Source organism: Escherichia sp. HH091_1A (assembly GCF_030295175.1).
GTDB lineage: Bacteria > Pseudomonadota > Gammaproteobacteria > Enterobacterales > Enterobacteriaceae > Escherichia > Escherichia coli_F.
In genome coordinates, this window is sequence record NZ_AP025747.1 from 4,183,075 (window position 1) to 4,209,049 (window position 25,975).

The following is a 25,975-nucleotide window of genomic DNA, read 5'->3' on the forward strand; positions in this document are numbered from 1 at the left end:
GAGCAAGGAAATGTGATCTCGACCACTTAAACCTAGTGCAATCCACAGGATTAGCAGCAAATCAATGCCATACAGCGCAGAAAATCTGTATCTAAGTGCAAAAAATGGCCGTTGTGTATTTTCAAAAGGCGGAAGGTAACTCTATAAATTAAGTAAAGGAGTGAAACAGTTTCATAAGTAAAACATCCAGTTTGCTCCATCTCATTCTTAATAGGTTTATTAAGATCCTCTTTTTAGATGGCTCTTTCATCAGGAATTGAGAAGACTCCCTTGCTTAAATGAAACTGATGAACATGAGGAAAATACCGTAAAACCCAGTATTCTCGCTGCATCAGCGTCGTTATTAGGTGAGTTGTTAATAAACATTTGGAATTGTGACACAGTGCAAATTCAGACACATAAAAAAACGTCATCGCTTGCATTAGAAGGGTTTCTGGCCGACCTTATAACCATTAATTACGAAGCGCAAAAAAAATAATATTTCCTCATTTTCCACAGTGAAGTGATTAACTATGCTGATTCCGTCAAAATTAAGTCGTCCGGTTCGACTCGACCATACCGTGGTTCGTGAGCGCCTGCTGGCTAAACTTTCCGGCGCGAACAACTTCCGGCTGGCGCTGATCACGAGTCCTGCGGGCTACGGAAAAACCACGCTCATTTCTCAATGGGCGGCAGGCAAAAACGATTTGGGCTGGTACTCGCTGGATGAGGGCGATAACCAGCAAGAGCGTTTCGCCAGCTATTTCATTGCCGCCGTGCAACAGGCAACCAACGGTCACTGTGCGATTTGTGAGACGATGGCGCAAAAACGGCAATATGCCAGCCTGACGTCACTCTTTGCCCAGCTTTTCATTGAGCTGGCGGAATGGCATAGCCCACTTTATCTGGTCATCGATGACTACCATCTGATCACTAATCCGGTGATCCACGAGTCAATGCGCTTCTTTATTCGCCATCAACCAGAAAATCTCACCCTGGTGGTGCTGTCACGCAATCTTCCGCAACTGGGCATTGCCAATCTGCGTGTTCGCGACCAACTGCTGGAAATTGGCAGTCAGCAACTGGCGTTTACCCACCAGGAAGCGAAGCAGTTTTTTGATTGCCGCCTGTCATCGCCGATTGAAGCCGCAGAAAGCAGTCGGATTTGCGATGACGTTTCCGGTTGGGCGACTGCGCTACAGTTAATTGCCCTCTCCGCCCGGCAGAATACCCACTCAGCCCATAAGTCGGCACGTCGCCTGGCGGGAATCAATGCCAGTCATCTTTCGGATTATCTGGTCGATGAGGTTTTGGACAACGTCGATCTCGCAACGCGCCATTTTCTGTTGAAAAGCGCCATTTTGCGCTCAATGAACGATGCACTCATCACTCGTGTGACCGGCGAAGAAAACGGGCAAATGCGCCTCGAAGAGATTGAGCGTCAGGGGCTGTTTTTACAGCGGATGGATGATAGCGGCGAGTGGTTCTGCTATCACCCGCTGTTTGGCAACTTCCTGCGCCAGCGCTGCCAGTGGGAACTGGCGGCTGAGCTGCCGAAAATCCACAGTGCCGCAGCAGAAAGCTGGATGGCCCAGGGATTCCCCAGCGAAGCGATTCATCATGCGCTGGCGGCAGGCGATGCGCTGATGCTGCGCGATATTCTGCTTAATCACGCCTGGAGTTTGTTCAACCACAGCGAACTTTCGCTACTTGAAGAGTCACTTAAAGCCCTGCCATGGGAGAGTTTGCTGGAAAATCCGCAGTTGGTGTTATTACAAGCGTGGCTGATGCAAAGCCAGCATCGCTACGGCGAAGTAAACACCCTGCTGGCTCGTGCTGAACATGAAATCAAAGACATCAGAGAAGGCACTATGCACGCAGAATTTAATGCTCTGCGCGCCCAGGTGGCAATTAACGATGGTAACCCGGATGAAGCTGAACGGCTGGCAAAACTGGCACTGGAAGAACTGCCTCCCGGCTGGTTCTACAGCCGCATTGTAGCAACTTCGGTGTTGGGTGAAGTATTGCACTGCAAAGGGGAACTGACCCGCTCACTGGCGTTAATGCAGCAAACCGAACAGATGGCACGCCAGCACGATGTCTGGCACTACGCTTTGTGGAGTTTAATCCAGCAAAGCGAAATTCTGTTTGCTCAGGGTTTTCTGCAAACCGCGTGGGAAACGCAGGAAAAAGCGTTCCAGCTGATCAACGAGCAGCATCTGGAACAGCTGCCAATGCATGAATTTCTGGTACGTATCCGAGCTCAACTGTTATGGGCCTGGGCACGGCTGGACGAAGCCGAGGCATCGGCACGCAGCGGGATTGAAGTTTTGTCATCTTATCAACCACAGCAACAGCTCCAGTGCCTGGCAATGTTGATTCAATGCTCGCTGGCCCGTGGTGATTTAGATAACGCCCGTAGCCAGCTTAACCGTCTGGAAAACCTGCTGGGGAATGGCAAATATCACAGCGACTGGATCTCTAACGCCAACAAAGTCCGGGTCATTTACTGGCAAATGACCGGCGACAAAGCTGCCGCCGCCAACTGGTTGCGTCACACAGCCAAACCGGAGTTTGCGAATAACCACTTCCTGCAAGGTCAATGGCGCAACATCGCCCGTGCACAAATATTGCTGGGCGAGTTTGAACCGGCAGAAATTGTTCTTGAAGAACTCAATGAAAACGCCCGCAGTCTGCGGTTAATGAGCGATCTCAACCGTAACCTGTTGCTGCTTAATCAACTATACTGGCAGGCCGGTCGCAAAAATGATGCCCAGCGTGTGTTGCTGGAGGCATTAAAACTGGCGAATCGTACCGGATTTATCAGTCACTTTGTCATCGAAGGCGAAGCGATGGCGCAACAGTTACGCCAACTGATTCAACTCAATACGTTGCCTGAGCTGGAACAGCACCGCGCCCAGCGTATTCTGCGAGAAATCAATCAACATCATCGGCATAAATTCGCCCATTTCGATGAGAATTTCGTTGAACGTCTGCTAAATCATCCGGAAGTGCCAGAACTGATCCGCACCAGCCCGCTGACGCAACGTGAATGGCAGGTCCTGGGGCTGATTTACTCCGGTTACAGCAACGAGCAAATTGCAGGCGAACTGGAGGTGGCAGCGACCACCATCAAGACGCATATCCGCAATCTGTACCAAAAACTCGGTGTCGCCCACCGTCAGGCCGCGGTACAACACGCGCAGAAACTGCTGAAGATGATGGGATATGGGGTGTGAGTTTAGCCGGATAATACGTCGGATCCGGCTTACATCTTTATATCATTCAATGCTCACCCGCATTACGCCATCCGCCTCCACCAGACTAAACCGCACTGGCAAGAAACGCTCCACCACCGCGATATTGGTCAGCAGATGGCATGAGGGATGGGCGACCGTAAATTCTCCCGCGCCCGCCAGCGCCATCGGTAGCACCAACTGGTCGGCGAGATATTCCCCCACCGCCGCCGGGCTCGCCAGGTAACGTTTCACCTCTTGCACTAACTGCGCAGCCACCACTTCGGCACTGACGCGCTTTTCACCGACGACAAAAAAGCGTTCAGTGATATTTTCACTTTCGACTTCAAGCGAGACGGTATTACCCGGCCCCTGGTCGCGCGGCAGGTTATGAATATTTTGCTCATGCAGGGAAAAACTACCCGCCAGCGTAGCGATTTCACGCTCAGCGACATGGCGTGGCACACCAGCCAGTAGCACCTCTCCACGCATCTGCACAATGTTCCCGCGCTCGCCAAGTTGCAAAGTGTTAAACGATGCCACGGGCGAGACTTCCGTCGCCACCACCCCGCCTCCGGCAGGATAAAAACCGTGACGTAACAGCGTGGTTTGCTGATGAATTCCTATTTTTGCCAGCAGCGGCTCCAGCACCCGGCGGATAAAATCCGCAGGCGGGGCCGACGGGTTATCGGTACCTCCGCTCACTTCAACACGCGAAGGACCATCGGCAAACCACAGCGCGGGCAGTACCGTTTGTAGTACCAGCGTGCAACTTCCGGCGCTACCAATAGCAAAGCGGTAGTCGCCACCGCGCACGGTACCGGGCCGGAAGACCAGACGCTGCGCCCCCAGCTCCGCACCCTCCACCGTTGCTCCGCAAATTTCCGTCGCCGCCTTTACAGCCGTCAGATGCTGGCGCAACAGCCCCGGTTTCGCCCGCCCGGCGCGAATGCCGGTGATGGTAAATGGCTGGCCGGTTATCATCGACAGACTCAGCGCCGAGCGCAGGATCTGCCCGCCGCCTTCGCCCTGTGCGCCATCCAGCGCAATCATCCTTTTCATCATTTATCCTTTTACACACACCACCTGACGCAGGGTATAGATAACTTCCACCAGATCGCTTTGTGCCGCCATCACCGCGTCGATATCTTTATACGCCATCGGGATTTCGTCGATCACTTCGGCATCTTTACGGCATTCCACATGCGCGGTGGCACGAATTTGATCTTCCACGCTGAACAGTTTTTTCGCTTTAGTACGGCTCATTACCCGCCCGGCACCGTGGCTGCACGAACAGAACGACTCTTCATTTCCCAGCCCACGGACAATAAAGCTTTTCGCCCCCATCGAACCGGGAATAATTCCATATTGACCAGCACGCGCAGACACCGCGCCTTTACGCGTCACATAGATCTCTTCGCCAAAGTGCTGTTCTTTTTGCACATAGTTGTGGTGACAGTTGATCTCTTCCATCGCCAGCGTTTGTGGCTGTCTTACCGTTTTCTGCGTAACGCTCTGCAACGCCGTTACCACGTTTTCCATCATCGCATCGCGGTTAAGGCTGGCAAAAAGCTGCGCCCAGGCCACCGCTTTCAGGTAATCATCAAAGTATTCCGTACCTTCCAGAAAGTACGCCAGGTCACGCGATGGCAACGTTTCAAGCGTTTCCTGCATCTCTTTTTGCGCCAGATCGATAAAGTAAGTCCCGATGGCATTACCAATTCCGCGTGAACCGGAGTGCAGCATAATCCACACCTGATCCGACTCATCAAGGCAGATTTCAATAAAGTGGTTTCCCGTTCCCAGCGTTCCCAAGTGTTTATAGTTATTGGTATTAAGGAAACGCGGATATTTTTGCGTTAACCACTGATAACCGGCTTCAAGCTCAGCCCATTTCGCATCGACGTTAACAGGCGGATTCTCCCATGCGCCTTTATCACGACGGCTACGATTATTGGAACGTCCGTGCGGCACGGCAGCTTCAATCGCCTGACGCAACTCCGCCAGGTTTTCAGGCAGGTCAGCCGCCGTTAACGCAGTTCGCAGTGCGTTCATTCCACAACCGATATCTACCCCCACCGCCGCCGGAATAATCGCCCCTTTGGTCGGGATCACGCTACCAATGGTGGAACCTTTACCCAGATGTACATCAGGCATTACCGCAATATGTTTGAAAATAAACGGCATCTTCGCCGTATTTATCAGTTGCTGACGCGCATCGTCTTCTACCGGTACGCCTTTGGTCCACATTTTTACCGGGACATTTTCAGTGGTCAGTAATTCGTAATTCATTTTGTTTTTCTCTTTTCGTTGTTTGCTGTCCAGATAATTGCAACCGTCGTGCCAGAAAATTAAATGAGTAGATTAATTTCTTAACTAATTGTTTTTAATAGATTAAATCTTTACATCCGTAAACGGAGATTTCCCGCAAAGCCAATTCGCCGATAATGAAATATCGTCTTTTATAAGGATATCTAAGATGCGTAAAACAGTGGCTTTTGGCTTTGTCGGCACCGTACTGGATTATGCCGGGCGCGGCAGTCAGCGATGGTCGAAATGGCGTCCGTCACTCTGTCTATGCCAGCAAGAATCGTTAGTCATCGATCGACTGGAATTATTGCACGACGCCCGCTCACGCTCGCTGTTTGAAACGCTTAAACGCGATATCGCCAATGTTTCGCCAGAAACAGAAGTGGTGAGCGTTGAGATTGAACTGCATAACCCGTGGGATTTCGAGGAGGTTTACGCCTGCCTGCATGATTTCGCCCGTGGTTACGCGTTCGAACCTGATAAAGAAGACTATTTAATTCACATCACCACCGGTACCCACGTCGCGCAAATTTGCTGGTTTCTACTGGCGGAAGCGCGTTACCTGCCCGCCAGGTTAATACAATCTTCGCCACCGCGTAAAAAAGAACAGCCCAACAGCCCTGGTGCGGTGACGATTATCGATCTCGATTTAAGCCGTTATAACGCTATTGCCAGCCGCTTTGCCGAAGAACGCCAGCAAACCCTCGATTTCCTCAAATCCGGCATTGCCACGCGTAACGCCCACTTCAACCGCATGATTGAGCAGATCGAAAAAGTGGCGATCAAATCCCGCGCACCGATCCTGCTTAACGGCCCGACCGGTGCGGGTAAGTCATTTCTGGCACGACGCATCTTCGAGTTAAAACAGGCGCGGCATCAGTTTTGCGGCGAGTTTGTGGAAGTGAACTGCGCCACTCTGCGTGGCGATACCGCCATGTCCGCGCTGTTTGGTCATGTGAAAGGCGCGTTTACCGGGGCGCGGGAATCTCGTGAAGGGTTATTACGCAGCGCCAACGGCGGCATGTTGTTTCTTGATGAGATTGGCGAACTGGGCGCAGACGAACAGGCAATGTTGCTAAAAGCTATTGAAGAGAAAACCTTTTACCCGTTTGGCAGCGATCGCCAGGTGAGCAGTGATTTTCAGCTGATCGCCGGAACGGTGCGCGATTTGCGCCAGCTGGTTGCCGAAGGCAAATTTCGCGAAGACCTGTACGCGCGGATTAATCTCTGGACCTTCACCCTGCCGGGGCTACGCCAGCGCCAGGAAGATATTGAACCTAACCTGGATTATGAAGTGGAGCGCCACGCCTCACTCACCGGCGACAGCGTACGTTTTAACACCGAAGCGAGGCGCGCCTGGCTGGCCTTTGCGACATCTCCCCAGGCAGCATGGCGCGGTAACTTTCGCGAACTTTCTGCCAGCGTCACACGCATGGCGACGTTTGCCGATAGTGGGCGTATCACCCTTGAAACCGTAGAAGATGAGATAAACCGTCTGCGCTATAACTGGCAGGATAGCCGCCCTTCCGTGCTTACACAGCTACTGGGCGCTGAAGCGGAAAACATCGATCTCTTTGACCGCATGCAACTGGAAAACGTTATCGTCGTTTGCCGTCAGGCAAAGTCGCTTTCCGCTGCCGGGCGTGAACTCTTTGATGTTTCGCGCCAGGGCAAAGCCAGCGTCAACGACGCGGATCGGCTACGCAAATACCTGGCGCGTTTTGGTCTGACGTGGGAAGCCGTGCAGGATCAGCACAGCTCCAGCTGAATATGATGGTCTGTCAGCACCTGCATCACGCTCGCTGGTGGCGGGGCGTCGGTGTAGACGGCATCGACCATGCTGATGCTGCCCATATTGACCATCGCATTACGGCCAAATTTCGAGTGATCGACAACGAGCATAACGTGGCGCGAGTTCTCAATAATAGCGCGTTTGGTGCGAACTTCGTGGTAATCGAACTCCAGCAGCGAGCCGTCGCTATCGATGCCGCTGATCCCCAGAATCCCGAAGTCGAGGCGGAACTGGGAGATAAAATCGAGCGTCGCTTCGCCAATGATCCCACCATCGCGGCTGCGTAATTCGCCACCTGCAAGAATGATGCGAAAATCTTCTTTTACCATCAGCGTGTTAGCGACGTTGAGATTGTTGGTCACAATGCGCAAATTGCTGTGATTAAGCAGCGCGTGCGCCACCGCTTCCGGCGTGGTGCCGATATCAATAAACAGCGTCGAGCCGTTAGGAATTTGCTCCGCCACTTTGCGGGCAATACGCTCTTTTTCTTCGGTCTGGGTGGCCTTACGATCGTGCCACGGCGTGTTAACCGAACTGGAAGGCAGTGCCGCGCCGCCATGGTGACGCAGGATCAGGTTTTGCTCCGCCAGCTCGTTGAGGTCACGACGAATAGTCTGCGGACTGACGGAGAAGTGTTCCACCAGTTCTTCGGTGCTGACATAACCCTGCTGTTTAACCAGTTCAATAATACCGTTGTGACGTTGTGTTTGTTTCATTTATAAATCCCTGGAATTATTTTCGTTTTCGCGCATTGAGCGAATCAACAAAAGCCATCGCTAAACCCACGGCTAACCCGGCGATGTGTGCTCCGTTCGCCATCGACATCCCAAACAAATCAAACCATCCGGCGACAATCCAGATCAGTGCAAAGATGATTAACCCACGTTGCAGGTAAATGCCACTTTGCGGATCGCGTTCGCCGCGTAGCCAGACGTACCCCATCAGTGCATACACCACGCCAGAAAGCCCGCCAAACCACGGCCCGCTGAATTTTTGCTGCACATAGCCGCTTAACAGGGCGCTAATCAGAGTAATAACAATTAGCTTACCGCTACCGAGACGTTTTTCCACCGCGCCGCCGAGATACCACCACCAGAGCAGGTTAAAAAGGATATGCATCAGCGAGAAGTGCATTAATGCATGAGTGAAGTAACGCCAGAACTCAAATTTCAATGTCGGATCGAATGGCCAGGCCAGCCATAACATCACTTCCTGATCACCGAGAATTTGCATGGCGATAAACACCACCACGCAGGCGATCATCATCACCCAGGTCACCGGACCTGCGCGTTCACGCAAGGCAGCAAAGAAGGGATAACGGCGATAATGCAGGCCGCTGCCGGTATGGCCCGCCTGCCAGCTGGCCGCCAGATAACGCGGATCTGCCGGGTTTTCGAGAAAACGCGCCAGCTCCGCCCGCACGCGTTCGGCCTGGGACTCATCCGCCAGCCAGACATCGCTTTGGTTATGTTGTTGAATCGTGAGGATAACACCCTGCGTCGCCATGTAATCAACAAACGCCTGCGCCACGCGGGGGTTAGCAAAAGAGGTAATCATCAACATCGTTGCTGTCGCTTATTCCACACAAAAGGGGACAGTATAAAGCGTTACGCGCCGTACGCCACCTCTGCGGGAAACTGACGTTGCCAGGCTTCAAAGCCGCCATCAATGCTATAGACCACATCGTAGCCCTGTTGCAGCAGATACTGCGCCGCGCCTTTGCTGCTATTACCGTGGTAACACATCACCATGACTGGCGTATCGAAGTCGTTATCACGCATAAACGCGCCCAGCGTGTCGTTGGTTAAATGGAAAGCCTGCACCGCATGCCCCATAGCGAAACTCTGTGGATCGCGAATATCGACCAGCACCGCCTCTTTTTCCTGCAACTTCTGGTGCGCGTCGGCAACGTTAATACATTCGAACTGATCCATGCGTCTCTCTTTCTTTACAAACAAGTGGGCAAATTTACCGCACAGTTTACGTCGAAGCGGCAGATAAACGCCATAATGTTATACATATCACTCTAAAATGTTTTTTCAATGTTACCCAAAGCGCGATTCTTTGCTAATATGTTCGATAACGAACATTTATGAGCTTTAACGAAAGTGAATGAGGGCAGCATGGAAACCAAAGATCTGATTGTGATAGGTGGCGGCATCAATGGTGCTGGTATCGCGGCAGACGCCGCTGGACGCGGTTTATCCGTGCTGATGCTGGAGGCGCAGGATCTCGCTTGTGCGACCTCTTCCGCCAGTTCAAAACTCATTCATGGTGGCCTGCGCTACCTTGAGCACTATGAATTCCGTCTGGTCAGCGAGGCGCTGGCTGAACGTGAAGTGTTGCTGAAAATGGCCCCCCATATCGCTTTCCCGATGCGTTTTCGCCTGCCGCATCGCCCGCATCTGCGTCCGGCGTGGATGATCCGTATTGGTCTGTTTATGTACGATCATCTGGGTAAGCGTACCAGCCTGCCGGGATCTACCGGTTTGCGTTTTGGCGCAAATTCAGTGTTAAAACCGGAAATTAAGCGCGGATTCGAATATTCCGACTGTTGGGTAGACGACGCCCGTCTGGTACTCGCCAACGCCCAGATGGTGGTGCGTAAAGGCGGTGAAGTGCTTACCCGTACTCGTGCCACTTCTGCTCGCCGCGAAAACGGCCTGTGGATTGTGGAAGCGGAAGATATCGATACCGGCAAAAAATACAGCTGGCAAGCGCGCGGCCTCGTGAACGCCACCGGCCCGTGGGTGAAGCAGTTCTTCGACGACGGGATGCATCTACCCTCACCTTATGGCATTCGCCTAATCAAAGGCAGCCATATTGTGGTGCCGCGCGTGCATACCCAAAAGCAGGCCTACATTCTGCAAAACGAAGATAAGCGTATTGTGTTCGTGATCCCGTGGATGGACGAGTTTTCCATTATCGGCACCACCGATGTGGAGTATAAAGGCGATCCGAAAGCGGTGAAGATTGAAGAGAGTGAAATCAATTACCTGCTGAAAGTGTATAACGCGCACTTTAAAAAGCCGCTAAGCCGGGATGATATCGTCTGGACCTACTCCGGCGTGCGTCCACTGTGTGATGATGAGTCCGATTCGCCGCAGGCCATTACCCGTGATTACACGCTCGATATCCATGATGAAAACGGCAAAGCACCGCTGTTATCGGTATTCGGCGGTAAGCTGACCACCTACCGCAAACTGGCGGAACACGCGCTGGAAAAACTGACGCCATATTATCAGGGCATTGGCCCAGCGTGGACGAAAGAGAGCGTGCTGCCGGGCGGAGCCATTGAAGGCGACCGCGACGATTACGCCGCCCGCCTGCGCCGCCGTTACCCGTTCCTGACTGAATCGCTGGCACGTCACTACGCGCGCACTTACGGCAGCAATAGCGAGCTGCTGCTCGGCAATGCGGGGGCGGTAAGCGATCTTGGGGAGGATTTCGGGCATGAGTTTTACGAAGCAGAGCTGAAATATCTGGTCGACCACGAATGGGTCCGCCGCGCCGACGATGCCCTGTGGCGTCGCACAAAACAAGGCATGTGGCTGAATGCGGATCAACAATCTCGTGTGAGTCAGTGGCTGGGGGAGTATACGCAGCAGAGGTTGTCTCTGGCGTCGTAAATTAACGTAAGGTGGCCGGGTCAGATTTCAATCTGACCTGAGACTGATGATAAACAAAAAACTGCCTGATGCGCTACGCTTATCAGGCCTTGTATTATCCCTCCTGTGCAGAGAAAATCGGCCAGTTTTCTCTGCCTGCAGTCCGCATGCCGTATCGGGCCTTAGGTTTTCAACCTGTTGCGTAGATTTATGCAGCGGACTGCCTTTCTCCCAAAGTGATAAACCGGACAGTATCATGGACCGGTTTTCCCGGTAATCCGTATTTGCAAGGTTGGTTTCACGATGGAACATGAACTTCATTATATCGGTATCGACACCGCTAAAGAGAAACTGGATGTCGATGTGTTGCGTCCTGATGGTCGTCATCGCACCAAAAAATTCGCTAACACCACTAAAGGGCACGATGAGCTGGTGAGCTGGCTGAAGGGTCACAAGATTGACCATGCGCATATCTGCATCGAAGCGACCGGCACCTATATGGAACCTGTCGCAGAGTGCCTTTACGATGCAGGCTACATAGTGTCAGTCATTAATCCTGCGTTGGGTAAAGCTTTCGCTCAGAGTGAAGGACTGCGTAACAAGACTGATACCGTGGATGCGCGCATGCTGGCAGAGTTCTGTCGTCAGAAGCGCCCTGCAGCCTGGGAAGCGCCTCACCCGCTTGAACGCGCGTTGCGTGCCCTGGTAGTACGCCACCAGGCGCTGACAGATATGCACACGCAGGAACTGAACCGCACTGAAACGGCGCGGGAAGTCCAGAGACCGAGCATTGATGCTCACCTTCTGTGGCTTGAAGCAGAGCTGAAGCGTCTTGAGAAGCAGATAAAAGACCTGACAGACGATGATCCGGATATGAAACACCGCAGGAAACTGCTGGAAAGTATCCCGGGTATCGGAGAGAAAACATCTGCGGTATTACTGGCTTATATCGGTCTGAAGGACCGCTTCGCCCATGCCAGACAGTTCGCCGCTTTTGCGGGTCTGACACCACGGCGTTATGAATCAGGCAGTAGTGTGAGAGGGGCAAGCCGGTTGAGTAAAGCCGGACATGTGTCGCTTCGCAGGGCGTTGTATATGCCTGCAATGGTAGCCACCAGTAAGACTGAGTGGGGACGGGCGTTCCGCGACCGTCTGGCGGCTAATGGCAAGAAAGGAAAAGTGATTCTCGGCGCGATGATGCGCAAGCTGGCACAGGTGGCGTATGGAGTGCTGAAGTCAGGCGTACCGTTCGATGCGTCACGGCATAATCCGGTAGCTGCGTAAAAATCGCGGAAGGGATGAAAAAAACAGCGCCTGACGGCGCTGTGTCTGGCATGCCTGCAATCTGGGAAACCAGGGTAGAAAAAAACGGTGATGCCTCTAATTAGTTGAATCTGATGTATAATTCGGGCTTTTGAGGTTATCTCATGGCCAGTGTTAATATTCATTGTCCCCGTTGTCAGTCAGCTCGGGTTTACCGCCATGGTCAGAACCCTAAAGGCCGTGACAGATTTCGCTGCCGTGACTGCCACCGTGTATTTCAGCTCACTTATACTTATCAAGCACGTAAGCCGGGTATGAAAGAGCTGATCACTGAAATGGCCTTTAATGGTGCCGGGGTTCGCGATACCGCCAGGACACTGAAAATTGGTATTAACACCGTCATCCGGACTTTAAAAAACTCGCGCCAAAGCGAATAACTTCTTCGCCTGTTGCCCATGCTGATGTGGCGCTTATCTGCGAGCTTGATGAGCAATGGAGCTACGTTGGCAGTAAAGCCCGGCAACATTGGCTCTGGTACGCGTACAACACCAAAACAGGCGGTGTACTGGCCTACACTTTTGGTCCCCGAACCGATCAAACGTGCCGGGAGCTACTGGCACTGCTTACACCCTTCAACATCGGCATACTCACCAGCGATGACTGGGGCAGCTATGGCCGGGTGGTACCGAAGAATAAGCATCTGATCGGCAAAATATTCACCCAACGCATTGAGCGTAATAATCTGACGCTACGCACCCGTATTAAGCGGTTGGCTCGTAAAACAATCTGCTTCTCACGCTCAGTTGAGATCCACGAAAAAGTGATCGGAGCGTTTATCGAAAAACACATGTTCTACTAATTGGATGCACTACCAAAAAAACTTGCAGGCCATAACAGTATCTACGTGGCTTATGCAATATATTGAATTTGCATGGTCTTGTAGGCCAATAAGACGTTCATGTCGCATCCGGCATGAACAAAGCGCACTTTGTCAACAATCTGACCTACTTTTTGAGTCAGGGAATTACCGCAAAGCCCACGCCATCATACCCAACGTAACAAAACTCAGGCACGTTCCCCACTCACTCCACTTCCGTATCTGGCTTCTATTTTTGCTACGCCACTGGCAATAATATCCCAACGCAAAACCAAGCTGTGCGCTTATTGGACCGACAAAGTCAATCCACGGTTGGGACCAAAATGGTGAAAAATTTAGTGGGAGCCAGACAACTGTCAGAAAGAAACTGCGCATATTCTCCAGCAACGCAATATTCGCTGGCGCGACATAGAAAATGATATTCCACAGGAGCAACCAGAAATAAACCGGTGCAAATACCAGCCAACAATGCAGTCTGCTTTTCGATTCAGGTGGCGTTCTGCGCGCAAATTGCCAACCAACGCCCACCATTGCACAGCAGAAAAGCGCATATTCAGCCGATAACCATAGTTGTAATTGCAGAAGCGAAATATGCCTGATCATGAGCGGGATAGAGAACAGTATCTCTCCCAGAAAACTCAGCGTGATAACAGAAGCAGCCAGCGCAACCACCGTCGGCCACACCAACAACGGCACAATAAAAAAACCAAGAATTAACGGAGGAATATAAAGTCTGATTTTATTCATCATTATTGCACTGATGATTCGTATGATGCGTCATGAATCGGCACATAGCCCACATCCTCTACCAATTGCTGTCCCTGCGGGCTTAAAAACCAGTCGACGAATTTCTGCGTTTCCAGCGTAGGGTTTTCGTGCGTCACCATATAAGCATCAATTATGTACGGATAAGTGCCGTTACGGATATTTTCCTCTGTAGGTGCAACGCCATTTATAGCCAGCAGTTTGATCTGTTTGCGCATTTTGAGCATATTGTCATTCATACGCGTGACGTAATAGTGGAAGGTGTATCCAATGGAAGATGTTGTGTTTTGGTAGTCGGCGACTTCGGTAATTAAACTGCCCATAAGATCGATAACAGTGGATTTTTTGGCTGGCAGCATTGGAGTATCTTGCATAACCAGTCCCTTCATAACCGTTTGGCTTCCAGAATCTTCTGGCCGCTGCCAGACTTTTATACTTTCGTCACCGCCGCCCACTTTATTCCAGCGACTCACTTTACCGCTAAAAATGTCTTTGACCTGCTGTTCGCTAAGTGAATTAACCGGGTTTTTGATATCAACGATAAAGACAAAGGCTTCGCGGGCGAAAGCGGTATATTTCAGTTTAACGCCTGCTTCTTCTGCACGTTTTTTCTGTCCTTCCGACGGTTGTGCAACAAAAATAACCGTCGCGGTAACCTTGATCAGACTATCGTAGGCTTCAGCTGTTCGGGTTTGTTGCAAACCATACGCCTGCCAGGCCAGCGAGGTTCGATCCTTATCTTTTGGCTCGGGTACTAATTCATAATACGCGGAAGCATACAGCGGGTATAAGGCTGTAGCGCCGTACACTCTCGGCCATCTTGACCAATCATCGCTGTAACGTAATTCTGGTTGCCCCCGCAGAGACGTCAGTCCATGGCTTTCTTCTTCCCTGACGCTGTTATAGTACCCTTCCCGGTCGACACATCCCGCCAGTAAAACCGCACCTAGCAGTAAAACGCCTATGAATTTATTCATCGCGCTGATTCCGTTCTCTCAAAAGTTATTTCATTGTTGTATGCAACGGTACATAACCCACATCTTCCACCAGACTCTGCCCCTGCGGCGTTAAAAACCATTCGACCAGTTTTTGTGTTTCTGACGTAGTATTTTCCCGCGTTACCATAAAGGCATCGACGATATACGGATATTTGCCGTTACGAATATTTTCCGCAGTCGGTGCAATACCGTTAATAGCTAGCAGTTTTATATTTTTATCGGCGTTCATTTGTGTTGCGTAATAGCGGAAGGTGTAGCCTATTGAGTTGTTTGTATTACGGTATTCGGCAACAACTTTAATCATTCCCTCCATCATGCTTGCCACTTCGGTTTCCTGCGGCGAGATCATGCGGACATTTTTCATGACCTGCGATTGCATCACTGTCTGGCTGCCAGAGTCTTCCGGGCGTTGCCAGGTCTGGATCTCCTGATCGTTACCGCCAACCGTGCGCCAGTTGGTAATTGCGCCACTGAAGATGTCACGCACCTGTTGGTCAGTCAGGGAATTAACCGGGTTATCCGCATTGACGATGAAAACGAATGCTTCACGGGCGAAAGGAGTGTAGTTCAAAGTGACGCCCGATTCCTCTGCGCGTTTTTTCTGCCCACCGGAAGGTTGCGCCACAAAAATAATATCGGCATCACCTTTAACAATCCTGTTATATGCATCGGGGGTACGAGAGTTCTCCAGATATTCCCAAGTGTGGAAATCTTCCGGTATAACGCTCAACGCATAAAAGGCAGAAGCATAAATTGGGTACGCCGCTGTAGCACCATCGAGTCGCGGCCAGTTTTGTGTAAACTGAATTTGCGGTTTACCACGCAGTGGCGTCAGTTGATTATTGAGTTTATCGGGTCGCCAGGCCCAGATATCAATATTTTCGCGTACACCAACACCAGGATTAAGCTGTTTATATAAATAAGCCTGATAACCAGCGATAAAACCAAGCATAAGAAGGATAAACAGGAGGGAATTACGGCAACGCAGTCCGGACGTGCCGGTTAAGGGATGTCTGGTTGGCCAGCCGTACCCCAGCGAAAAACTGATATGCGCGCCAACGGGAATAATGACTATCCACCAGTACTCACCACCGACTAATGAGACTAACAATACGCCCAGCCAGGGGAGAATAAGATCTGCCAACCAACCCGCTCCCAGCTGGCGAAGTTGATAATCTGCCAGATGTAGCGTGATTATCCAGCCAACCAGAGTTAACAGTGCAGGTAAAAGAAAAAAGCATTGCCGCCAGACGGCTATTTCTCTGTTTTCTGGTGCGCTATCACCGGCCCACACGCGACCAGAGAAAAATAGGATTATCGCCCCCAGCGTCAGCATAAAGACGTTGAGTAGAAGATAAATTGTTGGCGTAAAGAGAAAATTGCAAACCTCAAGAATAGCGGCAAGCCCGGCCCCCAGCATGGCAATAACCGCTGCCAAAAATTGCGCCAGTATGGGGATGCCGAAAAAAGTCATTATCAGCGAGGTCAAAATCCATTTTCTGTTTTGCATTATTCTTTCCATTCTTTCTGAATGGCGAAATTATACTCCCCCGAGTCCCCTTGCCCCTCTGGACACTTCTCCGAAATAAAGGCGAAAAAAAACGGGACCGATTTGGCCCCGTTCTATTTTTTAGTGAACTTACAATCTCACTGGATCAATATGCCAGATATGATCAGCGTACTCTTTGATTGTACGGTCAGAAGAGAAGTAGCCCATATTGGCAATGTTCAGCATCGCTTTTGCGGTCCACTCTTCCTGAAGCTCGTAAAGTTCGTCGACTTTATCCTGACAATCGACATAGCTGCGATAATCCGCCAGTACCTGGTAGTGATCGCCGAAGTTAATCAGCGAATCAACCAGATCACGATAGCGACCCGGATCTTCCGGACTGAATACACCGCTGCCGATTTGCGTCAGCACCTGATGCAGCTCCTCATCTTTCTCGTAGTATTCACGCGGTTTGTAGCCCTGACGACGCAGTTCTTCCACTTCTTCCGCCGTGTTACCAAAGATAAAGATATTGTCAGCACCGACATGATCCAGCATCTCGACGTTCGCACCGTCCAGGGTACCGATAGTCAGCGCGCCGTTAAGTGCAAACTTCATATTACTGGTGCCGGAAGCTTCCGTCCCTGCCAGAGAAATCTGTTCAGATAGATCGGCCGCCGGAATGATCAACTGTGCCAGGCTAACGCTGTAGTTCGGGATGAACACCACTTTCAGCTTGTCGCCAATCTGCGGATCGTTGTTGATCACTTTCGCTACATCATTGATCAAATGGATAATGTGCTTCGCCATGTAATAGGCCGAAGCCGCCTTACCGCCAAAAATATTCACGCGCGGTACCCACTTCGCATCCGGGTCGGCCTTGATGCGGTTATAGCGGGTGATCACGTGCAACACATTCATCAATTGACGTTTGTATTCATGAATACGTTTGATTTGCACATCAAACAGCGCCTTCGGATTCACCACCACATTCAGCTGCTGGGCGATATACTCCGCCAGACGTTTTTTGTTATCCAGCTTCGCCTGATGCACCGCATGGTTGACCATCGGAAAATCACAGTGCTGTTGCAGCTCACTCAGCAAACTAAGGTCGGTGCGCCAGTTACGGCCCAGGTGTTCGTCCAGCACAGCTGAAAGCGATGGGTTCGCTACCGCTAACCAGCGACGCGGCGTCACACCGTTGGTAACGTTAGTGAAACGCCCCGGGAAGATTTTCGCAAAATCAGCAAACAGCGACTGCACCATCAGGTTAGAGTGTAATTCTGATACACCGTTAACCTTGTGGCTCACCACAACCGCCAGCCAGGCCATACGCACGCGACGACCGTTGGATTCATCAATGATCGACGCCCGTCCCAGCAGGTCGGTATCGTTCGGATACTGTTCCTGCAAGGTTTTCAGGAAATAGTCGTTAATTTCAAAGATGATCTGCAGGTGACGCGGCAGAATTTTACCCAGCATATCAACCGGCCAGGTTTCCAGCGCCTCGCTCATTAGCGTGTGGTTGGTGTAGGAGAAGACCTGACAACACACTTCAAATGCGTCGTCCCAGCTAAATTGATGCTCATCAATCAGCAGACGCATCATCTCAGGAATCGACAACACCGGGTGGGTGTCGTTGAGGTGAATCGCGATTTTATCCGCCAGGTTATCGTAGGTTTTATGCAACTGATAATGGCGACTTAAAATGTCCTGGATGGTCGAAGAAACCAGGAAATATTCCTGACGCAGACGCAGTTCACGCCCGGAGTAGGTGGAGTCGTCCGGATACAGTACGCGGGATACGTTTTCGGAGTGGTTTTTATCTTCCACTGCCGCGAAGTAGTCACCCTGGTTGAATTTACCGAGGTTAATTTCGCTGCTGGCTTGCGCACTCCACAAACGCAGCGTGTTGGTCGCGTCGGTGTCGTAACCTGGGATAATCTGATCGTAAGCCACTCCCAGAATCTCTTCGGTTTCGATCCAGCGCGTTTTTTTACCTTCCTGCTGAATGCGACCACCAAAACGGACTTTATAGCGCGTGTTGTGGCGTTTGAATTCCCACGGGTTACCGTATTCCAGCCAGTAGTCTGGCGACTCTTTCTGGCTACCGTTAACGATGTTCTGCTTAAACATACCGTAATCATAACGGATACCGTAACCACGCCCCGGCAACCCTAACGTCGCCAGAGAATCGAGGAAGCAAGCCGCCAGACGTCCCAGACCACCGTTACCGAGGCCCGGGTCATTTTCTTCATCAATCAGCTCTTCGAGATTTAATCCCATCGCTTCCAGTGCGCCCTGTACATCTTCGTAAATTCCTAGTGACAACATGGCGTTGGAAAGCGTACGGCCAATCAAAAATTCCATCGACAGGTAGTAAACCTGACGCGTTTCTTGCGACAACTGGGCACGGTTTGAACGTAACCAGCGCTCCACGAGACGATCGCGCACAGCAAATAATGTTGCGTTCAGCCATTCATGTTTATTGGCGACGACCGGGTCCTTGCCAATCGTAAACATCAGCTTGTAAGCGATAGAATGCTTAAGAGCTTCTACGCTAAGCGTGGGCGATGAATATGTAAACGGAGCATTCATATAGGCGTTTCCTGAAAACTATTTCAAGCGATAGTAAAGCTCACGGTACGACTTCGCCGCGACCTGCCAGCTAAAATCCATTGCCATAGCCTGACGTTGCACAAACCGCCACAGTGAAGGACGGGACCACAGTACAAAAGCACGTCGAATAGCCCGTAACAGCGACCAGGCATTACTATCTTCAAAGACAAACCCACTGGCGACGCCATCTGCAAGGTTCTCAAGAGAACAGTCAGAAACCGTATCAGCAAGCCCACCGGTGCGCCGCACTAACGGCAGCGTACCGTACTTCAATCCATAAAGTTGCGTTAAGCCGCACGGTTCAAAACGGCTGGGCACCAGAATGACGTCCGCGCCGCCCATAATGCGATGCGAAAATGCTTCGTGATAGCCAATCTGAACGCCCACTTGTCCGGGATATTCGGCGGCCGCGGCAAGGAAACCTTCCTGCAGCACCGGATCACCCGCGCCGAGTAGCGCCAGCTGTCCGCCCTGCTCCAGAAGGCCTGGTAAGGCTTCCAGCACCAGGTCGAGACCTTTCTGGCTGGTCAGACGGCTCACCACTGCAAAAAGCGGCACTTTATCGTCAACCTTAAGCCCCATTGCGATTTGTAACTGGCGCTTATTCTCCGCTTTATCTTCCAACGTATCGCGGGTGTAACGCGAGGCCAACAGTAAGTCCGTCTCTGGACTCCAGATTTTTTCGTCCACGCCGTTTAGTACGCCGGAAAGACGCCCTTCACGGTGACGCTGCTGCAACAGACCTTCCATACCGTAGGCAAACTGCGGTTCGGTGATCTCGCGAGCGTAGGTCGGGCTGACCGCCGTAATATGATCGGCATAGTACAGACCAGCCTTCAGGAAAGAGATTTGTCCGTTGAATTCCAGCCCATGAATATTAAAGAATGACCATGGCAATTGAATGTCATTCATGTGATGTGCATAAAACATGCCTTGATAGGCCAAGTTGTGCACAGTAAACACCGACTTCGCCGGACGCCCACGCGCCGCCAGATACGCAGGCGCAAGGCCCGCATGCCAGTCGTGCGCATGCACCACATCAGGGCGCCAGAATGGGTCAAGCCCGCTGGCCATTTCTGCCCCAACCCACCCCAACAACGCAAAACGCAATACGTTGTCAGTGTAGGCAAATAAGTTGGTATCGTGATACGGGCTTCCCGGACGATCATAGAGATGCGGCGCGTCAATCAGGTAAATGCCAACCCCGTTGTAATGGCCGAACAACAGCGTGATATGCCCAGCGAAGGTATCACGGCGAGATACCACCTGCGCATCGGTTACGCCACGGCGAATATCGGGAAATGCAGGCAACAGTACGCGAGCGTCAACGCCGTCTGCGATTTGTGCTGCGGGTAATGCCCCAATAACATCAGCCAGACCGCCGGTTTTAAGCAGCGGGAACATCTCTGAACATACATGTAAAACCTGCATTATCGCTCCTGTTTATGCCCTAACTTCCGTAGCATTTCGCGCGTTACCAGCACGATGCCTTCTTCTGAACGATAGAAACGACGTGCATCTTCCTCTGCGTTTTCACCAATCACCATGCCTTCCGGAATAACACAAGCACGATCAATGACGCAGCGGCGCAGACGGCACGAGCGACCTACCCATACTTCCGGTAACAATACGGCGGAATCAATGTTGCAGAATGAATTCACGCGAACGCGCGAGAACAGAACGGACTGCACCACCACCGAACCGGAGATCACACAACCGCCGGAAACCAGTGAGTTAAGGGTCATCCCGTGGCTACCGGAGCGATCTTGCACGAATTTCGCTGGCGGTAATGATTCATTGTAGGTGCGAATTGGCCAATTGCGATCGTACATATCCAGTTCCGGCACCACTGATGCCAGATCGAGGTTCGCTTTCCAGTAAGCTTCAAGCGTACCCACATCGCGCCAGTACGGCTCGGCATCCGGGTCGGATTGTACGCAAGAGAGCGGGAACGGGTGCGCATAGGCCAGACCGGCTTCGGTGATTTTGGGAATCAAATCTTTACCAAAGTCGTGGCTGGAGTTCTCATCGCGATCGTCTTCTTCCAGCAGTTCATACAGATAGTCGGCGTCAAAGACGTAGATACCCATGCTCGCCAGAGATTTGCTCGGATCGTTCGGCATTGACGGCGGGTTAGCGGGTTTTTCAACGAATTCGATAATTTTATCGTTCTCATCAACCGCCATAACGCCAAATGCGGAGGCTTCTTCAATCGGTACAGGCATACAAGCGACGGTGCAACGTGCGCCTTTTTCGACGTGGTCGATAAGCATACGCGAGTAGTCTTGCTTGTAGATATGGTCGCCCGCCAGGATCACCACATATTCCGCTTTGTAACGGCGAATAATGTCGAGGTTTTGCGTGACCGCATCTGCGGTGCCGCGATACCAGTTTTCCCCTTTCATTCTCTGCTGCGCTGGCAACAGATCGACAAACTCGTTCATTTCTTCATTGAAGAATGACCAGCCGCGCTGAATGTGCTGCACCAGAGTATGGGACTGGTACTGGGTGATCACGCCCATACGACGGATCCCGGAGTTGATGCAGTTAGACAGTGCAAAGTCGATAATGCGGAACTTACCGCCGAAGTGTACGGCCGGTTTTGCTCGCTTATTGGTTAAATCCTTCAGGCGGGTACCACGTCCTCCCGCCAGTATCAGGGCAACAGATTTCAATGGCAGCTGGCGCGCCAACATTAAGTGATCGTTCTTCTCTAAACTAACCATGACTAACTCCTTTTTTATCATCTCTGGAACACACACAATCCGTGTGCAGGTCCCTGCCAGACAGCCGTAATCACTGGGTTATCCTCTCCAGCGAATGGGGGAATGGCGTGCCACTCCCCAGCAGGTAAAACAATCTCTGTTACCTCAAGCGTGGCGTTAATTGCGATCAAAAAGCGATCCGAGAGCAGAATTTGCAGCTGTTTCGGCCCGTTTTGCCACTCATCCGTGCTTAAAGGTTGAGCATATCGATTTAGCCAACGGACATTGCCGTCGCCTTCTTCCCACCAGCGATTCTCCACCAAAGCGGGAATGCGCTTGCGCAGATGGATTAACGCGGCAGTAAATGCGGTTAAACCACTGCTTGCCTGCGACCAGTCCAACCAGGTTAATTGATTATCCTGACAGTAGGCATTGTTATTGCCATGCTGACTATGACCATGTTCGTCACCGGCCAGTAACATCGGCGTACCCTGGGAGAGCAACAACGTTGTTAACAGGGCGTGAATGCTGTCGCGCCGCCGTTCAACCAGGTCAAGAGTACCGCCTAATCCTTCTTTACCATGATTGTTACTGTAATTGTTGTTGGTCCCGTCGCGATTTTCTTCTCCGTTTGCTTCATTGTGTTTATGGTTGAAGCAAACGCAGTCGCGAAGCGTAAAACCGTCATGCGCGGTGACGAGATTAATCGCGGCACTCGGCAGACGACCATTACGTTTAAAAACATCGCTGGAGGCAGCAAAACGCCCGGCAAACGCCCCCAGAGGCAAATCATAATGCAGCCAGAAACGACGGGCAGCATCACGGAAATGATCGTTCCACTCAGCAAACAGTGGCGGGAAATTTCCCACCTGATAACCACCAGGCGCAATATCCCACGGTTCGGCAATTAACTTCACCTGCGAGAGCACCGGGCAGTTCTGAATTGCGGTAAACAACGGCGCATCCTGACGAAACTCAGGCGTACGGCCCATGACTGCTGCCAGATCAAAACGGAAACCATCGACGTGGCAGGTTTCTACCCAATAACGCAGGCAGGCGCTGGCATAATCCACCACCGCCGGATGACTCAAATTGAGCGTGTTGCCACAGCCTGTCCAATTGTGATAATCACCGTCTTCTCTTATCCAATAATAGCTACGGTTGTCGATCCCACGCAGAGAGAATAACGGACCGTCGAGGTCCAGTTCCGCACTATGGTTAAGCACGATATCAAGAATGACTTCGATACCCGCTTTATGCAGTGCTTTGATTGCATCGCGAAACTCATTCAGCGCCGTTTCTGGCGAGCAGGCATACGCCGGATGCAGCGCAAACATCGCTACCGGGTTATAGCCCCAGTAGTTACTTAACCCCATACGTTGCAGGCGTGGTTCGCTGGCAAATTGTGCCACCGGCAGCAACTCCAGCGCAGTAATGCCCAACTGTTTCAAATAGTTGATCATCACCGGATGCCCCAGGGCTTTATAAGTGCCGCGGATATCGACGGGGATCTCCGGGTGCAGATACGTTAATCCTTTGACATGGGCTTCATAAATGATAGTGCTGCCCCACGGCGTGCGCGGCGGGGCATCATCCTCCCAGTCATAGTGATCAACCACCACTACACATTTCGGCGCAATGGCGGCGTTGTCGCGATAGTCAGGTTCATTATGACCTGCGTGCAGCAGCGGGTTATCTTTAAACTCCCCGTCAATTTGCCGCGCGCAAGGATCAATCAACAACTTCGCCGGGTTAAAGCGATGTCCCTCGGCGGGTCGCCAGGGGCCATGAACGCGATAACCATAACGCAAACCCGGACGCGCATCCGGCAGATAACCGTGCCAAATGTCGCCACTGTGCCCTGGCAAGTCATAGCGATGTTCCTGGCCATTGGCGTCAAAGATACACAGTTCTACCCGCTCGGCATGAGCGGAGAAAAGTGTGAAGTTGACGCCCTGACCGTCGTAATGCGCGCCGAGGGGTGCGGGTTTGCCAATGGCGAGTTGTGTCATTCTGCCTCCCGAACCAGCCAGATAGTGGCCAGCGGTGGTAGTGTCAGGCTTAGTGAATGCTGACGACCGTGGCTGGCAATCTCATCGCTGTGTACCGTGCCGCCATTGCCTGCATTACTGCCGTGATAGTGCATGGAATCGGTATTGAGGATCTCACGCCATTTACCCGGCTGGTTAATGCCGAAGCGATAATCATGACGCGGCACCGGAGTAAAGTTACTGGCAACGATGATTTCGTTACCCTCTTTATCGCGACGCACAAAGATCAGCACCGAGCGTTCTTTGTCATCCACCACCAGCCATTCAAAACCGTACGGGTCAAAATCCAGTTCATGCATCGCTTTATGGTGGCGGTAGGTGAGGTTCAGATCACGCACCAGACGCTGGACACCGTGGTGCCAGTTATCGCCGCCTTCCAGCAGATGCCAGTCGAGGCTGGCGTCATGGTTCCACTCGCGGCCCTGGGCAAATTCGTTCCCCATGAACAGCAGTTTCTTGCCCGGGAATGCCCACATCCAGCCATAGTACGCGCGCAGGTTAGCGAATTTCTGCCATGCGTCGCCTGGCATCCTGTCGAGAATCGATTTTTTACCGTGGACCACTTCATCATGCGACAACGGCAGGACGAAATTTTCAGTGTAGTTGTAGAGCATCCCGAAGGTGAGCTTACCGTGATGATACTGACGATAAATCGGGTCGAGCTTCATATAGTCCAGGGTGTCATGCATCCAGCCGAGATTCCACTTGTACCAGAAGCCCAGACCGCCCATGTCCTGCGGACGAGAAACGCCAGGGAAATCGGTAGACTCTTCCGCCATTGTCACCGCACCGGAAACCTGCTCACCAAGAATACGGTTGGTATTACGCAAGAATTCAATCGCTTCAAGATTCTCGCGCCCGCCAAATTCGTTCGGGATCCACTCCCCCTCTTTGCGGCTGTAGTCGCGATAAATCATTGATGCCACAGCATCGACGCGCAGCGCATCAATACCAAAACGTTCGATCCAGTAAAGCGCATTACCGACAAGGAAGTTACTAACTTCACGGCGACCATAGTTGTAGATCAGCGTATTCCAGTCCTGATGATAGCCTTCGCGCGGATCGCTGTGTTCATACAAGTTCGTGCCATCAAATTCGGCAAGCGCAAAGTCATCGGTCGGGAAGTGGCCTGGTACCCAGTCGAGAATCACGTTCAGACCAGCTGCGTGTGCGGCATCAATGAAATAACGGAAGTCGTCGCGGGTACCAAAACGGCGGGTCGGTGCATACAGGCCGGTTGGCTGATAACCCCAACTGCCATCGAACGGATGCTCGTTAATGGGCAGCAGTTCGAGGTGGGTAAAGCCCATCCATTTAGCATAAGGCACCAGTTGATCGGCCAGCTCGCGGTAGCTCAACCAGAAATTGTTGTCGGTGTGGCGACGCCAGGAGCCCAGGTGAACTTCATAAATAGAGATTGGCGCATCAAACTGATTCGCCTTTTTGCGCTCTTCAGTCTGCACTACCTTTTCCGGCAGCCCGCAAATAAGAGACGCGGTTTCCGGGCGCATTTGCGCTTCGAAAGCATAAGGGTCGGACTTCAGACGCAAGTTGCCATTGGCATCAATCATCTCGTATTTATAGAGCTGACCGTTATGCGCCCCAGGGATAAACAGTTCCCAGATGCCGCTCTCTTTACGCAGGCGCATCGGGTGACGGCGACCGTCCCAGTAGTTGAATTGACCGACTACCGAGACCCGGCGGGCGTTTGGAGCCCAGACAGAAAAACGCGTACCCGTGACGCCATCCATAGTATCTGCATGCGCGCCTAAAGTTTCATACGGGCGCAGGTGAGTACCTTCAGATAATAGCCAGGCATCCATTTCCTGGATTAGCGGACCAAAACGGTAAGGATCATCAATCAGGTTTTGCTGACCATGCCAGACAACAGCCAACTGATAGCGGAAAAAATTCTTACGCCGCGGAATGACGCCGCTAAAGAATCCACGTGAGTCGAGACACTCCAGTTTTGCGAGTTTGCGCCCGGTTTTCGGTTCAATCACCCACACATCGGTAGCGTCGGGTAAAAGGGCACGGACTTCCAGTCCCGCGGTGGTTTTATGCATTCCCAGTACGGAAAAAGGATCCGCAAAATGGCCTGCAATTAGCGCGTTAATCACGTCTCTATCGATACGATCGGACATGCTTGTCTTCCTGTTTTATTGTGTCACCCCATCCAACTGGATTTTTGACTTCTGGTTGTGACATTTTTTTGACCTGAACGGCGCAGCACTCTGTGCATCCTCTCTGCGTCGTCCTCACTTCAGGTAAGGCTGTAAATAC

18 protein-coding genes are annotated in these 25,975 nt (G+C 51.8%); 5 read left to right on the plus strand and 13 right to left on the minus strand.

Going from position 1 to position 25,975, the window contains the following annotated elements; genetic code table 11:
• Positions 1-512 precede the first annotated feature (512 nt).
• On the plus strand, positions 513-3,218 hold the full coding sequence (malT, locus tag QUF14_RS21050; protein WP_000907017.1) for an HTH-type transcriptional regulator MalT: 2,706 nt from the start codon (positions 513-515) through the stop codon (positions 3,216-3,218).
• Between the two features lie 42 nt (positions 3,219-3,260).
• Here the strand turns inward: malT and rtcA are convergent, their stop codons facing one another.
• Both rtcA and rtcB read right to left on the minus strand, forming a co-directional pair.
• Entirely contained in the window at positions 3,261-4,277 is a 1,017-nt protein-coding gene (gene rtcA, locus QUF14_RS21055) for an RNA 3'-terminal phosphate cyclase (RefSeq protein WP_024211925.1), read from the minus strand.
• A 3-nt stretch (positions 4,278-4,280) separates the two neighbouring features.
• Complete coding sequence (gene rtcB, locus QUF14_RS21060; protein ID WP_001105516.1) at positions 4,281-5,507, minus strand: RNA-splicing ligase RtcB; 1,227 nt, start codon at positions 5,505-5,507, stop codon at positions 4,281-4,283.
• Positions 5,508-5,694: 187 nt separating this feature from the next.
• Here rtcB and rtcR point away from each other — a divergent pair, with 187 nt between their 5' ends.
• A complete protein-coding gene (gene rtcR / locus QUF14_RS21065) occupies positions 5,695-7,293 on the plus strand; it encodes a DNA-binding transcriptional regulator RtcR (protein WP_001232894.1) in 1,599 nt (532 codons plus the stop codon).
• Here the strand turns inward: rtcR and QUF14_RS21070 are convergent.
• The 3 genes from QUF14_RS21070 to glpE are packed head-to-tail and all read right to left on the minus strand — an operon-like array spanning position 7,275 to position 9,251.
• A complete protein-coding gene (locus tag QUF14_RS21070) occupies positions 7,275-8,033 on the minus strand; it encodes a DeoR/GlpR family transcriptional regulator (protein ID WP_000815098.1) in 759 nt (252 codons plus the stop codon). The two genes, rtcR and QUF14_RS21070, sit on opposite strands and share 19 nt — an antisense overlap.
• Positions 8,034-8,049: 16 nt before the next feature.
• On the minus strand, positions 8,050-8,880 hold the full coding sequence (glpG, locus tag QUF14_RS21075; protein ID WP_000928723.1) for a rhomboid family intramembrane serine protease GlpG: 831 nt from the start codon (positions 8,878-8,880) through the stop codon (positions 8,050-8,052).
• 44 nt (positions 8,881-8,924) lie between these two features.
• Positions 8,925-9,251, minus strand: coding sequence for a thiosulfate sulfurtransferase GlpE (glpE, locus tag QUF14_RS21080; RefSeq protein WP_000371928.1), 327 nt, complete (start codon positions 9,249-9,251; stop codon positions 8,925-8,927).
• A 189-nt stretch (positions 9,252-9,440) separates the two neighbouring features.
• Between glpE and glpD the strand changes: the two genes are divergently transcribed.
• From glpD to QUF14_RS21095, 3 genes are all read left to right on the plus strand, one after another.
• The gene (gene glpD, locus QUF14_RS21085) at positions 9,441-10,946 is read left to right on the plus strand and encodes a glycerol-3-phosphate dehydrogenase (RefSeq protein ID WP_000448117.1); all 1,506 of its coding nucleotides are present in this window, start codon (positions 9,441-9,443) and stop codon (positions 10,944-10,946) included.
• Between the two features lie 282 nt (positions 10,947-11,228).
• Complete coding sequence (locus QUF14_RS21090) at positions 11,229-12,209, plus strand: IS110-like element IS621 family transposase (protein ID WP_000399629.1); 981 nt, start codon at positions 11,229-11,231, stop codon at positions 12,207-12,209.
• 143 nt (positions 12,210-12,352) lie between these two features.
• A protein-coding gene (locus QUF14_RS21095) for an IS1 family transposase (protein WP_085948397.1) occupies positions 12,353-13,047 on the plus strand; the annotation gives its coding sequence in 2 pieces (ribosomal slippage) (positions 12,353-12,599 and positions 12,599-13,047; 696 coding nt in all).
• Between the two features lie 165 nt (positions 13,048-13,212).
• Here QUF14_RS21095 and QUF14_RS21100 read toward each other — a convergent pair.
• The 8 genes from QUF14_RS21100 to glgB form a co-directional block, all read right to left on the minus strand.
• On the minus strand, positions 13,213-13,815 hold the full coding sequence (locus QUF14_RS21100; protein WP_000981269.1) for a hypothetical protein: 603 nt from the start codon (positions 13,813-13,815) through the stop codon (positions 13,213-13,215).
• Entirely contained in the window at positions 13,815-14,807 is a 993-nt protein-coding gene (locus QUF14_RS21105; protein ID WP_001031831.1) for a PstS family phosphate ABC transporter substrate-binding protein, read from the minus strand. Before QUF14_RS21105 ends, QUF14_RS21100 begins: the two co-directional genes overlap by 1 nt.
• 25 nt (positions 14,808-14,832) lie before the next feature.
• Positions 14,833-16,341, minus strand: coding sequence for a PstS family phosphate ABC transporter substrate-binding protein (locus QUF14_RS21110; protein WP_138983878.1), 1,509 nt, complete (start codon positions 16,339-16,341; stop codon positions 14,833-14,835).
• Positions 16,342-16,467: 126 nt separating this feature from the next.
• Complete coding sequence (gene glgP / locus QUF14_RS21115) at positions 16,468-18,915, minus strand: glycogen phosphorylase (RefSeq protein WP_000993459.1); 2,448 nt, start codon at positions 18,913-18,915, stop codon at positions 16,468-16,470.
• Between the two features lie 18 nt (positions 18,916-18,933).
• Complete coding sequence (gene glgA, locus QUF14_RS21120) at positions 18,934-20,367, minus strand: glycogen synthase GlgA (RefSeq protein WP_001197646.1); 1,434 nt, start codon at positions 20,365-20,367, stop codon at positions 18,934-18,936.
• Entirely contained in the window at positions 20,367-21,662 is a 1,296-nt protein-coding gene (gene glgC, locus QUF14_RS21125) for a glucose-1-phosphate adenylyltransferase (RefSeq protein ID WP_000253975.1), read from the minus strand. The genes glgA and glgC overlap by 1 nt, the downstream gene beginning before the upstream one ends.
• Before the next feature lie 17 nt (positions 21,663-21,679).
• A complete protein-coding gene (gene glgX / locus QUF14_RS21130; protein ID WP_000192514.1) occupies positions 21,680-23,653 on the minus strand; it encodes a glycogen debranching protein GlgX in 1,974 nt (657 codons plus the stop codon).
• Entirely contained in the window at positions 23,650-25,836 is a 2,187-nt protein-coding gene (glgB, locus tag QUF14_RS21135) for a 1,4-alpha-glucan branching enzyme (RefSeq protein ID WP_001283722.1), read from the minus strand. The genes glgX and glgB overlap by 4 nt, the downstream gene beginning before the upstream one ends.
• Between the last annotated feature and the right edge of the window lie 139 nt (positions 25,837-25,975).

Excerpts from the sequence above, each read along its gene's own strand:
- QUF14_RS21100 (WP_000981269.1), bottom strand. The coding sequence starts at position 13,815 with ATGATGAATAAAATCAGACTTTATATTCCTCCGTTAATTCTTGGTTTT.
- QUF14_RS21105 (WP_001031831.1), bottom strand. The coding sequence starts at position 14,807 with ATGAATAAATTCATAGGCGTTTTACTGCTAGGTGCGGTTTTACTGGCG.
- glgP (WP_000993459.1), bottom strand. The coding sequence starts at position 18,915 with ATGAATGCTCCGTTTACATATTCATCGCCCACGCTTAGCGTAGAAGCT.
- glpD (WP_000448117.1), top strand. The coding sequence starts at position 9,441 with ATGGAAACCAAAGATCTGATTGTGATAGGTGGCGGCATCAATGGTGCT.
- glgX (WP_000192514.1), bottom strand. The coding sequence starts at position 23,653 with ATGACACAACTCGCCATTGGCAAACCCGCACCCCTCGGCGCGCATTAC.
- QUF14_RS21070 (WP_000815098.1), bottom strand. The coding sequence starts at position 8,033 with ATGAAACAAACACAACGTCACAACGGTATTATTGAACTGGTTAAACAG.
- glpG (WP_000928723.1), bottom strand. The coding sequence starts at position 8,880 with ATGTTGATGATTACCTCTTTTGCTAACCCCCGCGTGGCGCAGGCGTTT.
- glpE (WP_000371928.1), bottom strand. The coding sequence starts at position 9,251 with ATGGATCAGTTCGAATGTATTAACGTTGCCGACGCGCACCAGAAGTTG.
- rtcA (WP_024211925.1), bottom strand. The coding sequence starts at position 4,277 with ATGAAAAGGATGATTGCGCTGGATGGCGCACAGGGCGAAGGCGGCGGG.
- glgB (WP_001283722.1), bottom strand. The coding sequence starts at position 25,836 with ATGTCCGATCGTATCGATAGAGACGTGATTAACGCGCTAATTGCAGGC.
- rtcB (WP_001105516.1), bottom strand. The coding sequence starts at position 5,507 with ATGAATTACGAATTACTGACCACTGAAAATGTCCCGGTAAAAATGTGG.
- rtcR (WP_001232894.1), top strand. The coding sequence starts at position 5,695 with ATGCGTAAAACAGTGGCTTTTGGCTTTGTCGGCACCGTACTGGATTAT.
- malT (WP_000907017.1), top strand. The coding sequence starts at position 513 with ATGCTGATTCCGTCAAAATTAAGTCGTCCGGTTCGACTCGACCATACC.
- glgC (WP_000253975.1), bottom strand. The coding sequence starts at position 21,662 with ATGGTTAGTTTAGAGAAGAACGATCACTTAATGTTGGCGCGCCAGCTG.
- glgA (WP_001197646.1), bottom strand. The coding sequence starts at position 20,367 with ATGCAGGTTTTACATGTATGTTCAGAGATGTTCCCGCTGCTTAAAACC.
- QUF14_RS21090 (WP_000399629.1), top strand. The coding sequence starts at position 11,229 with ATGGAACATGAACTTCATTATATCGGTATCGACACCGCTAAAGAGAAA.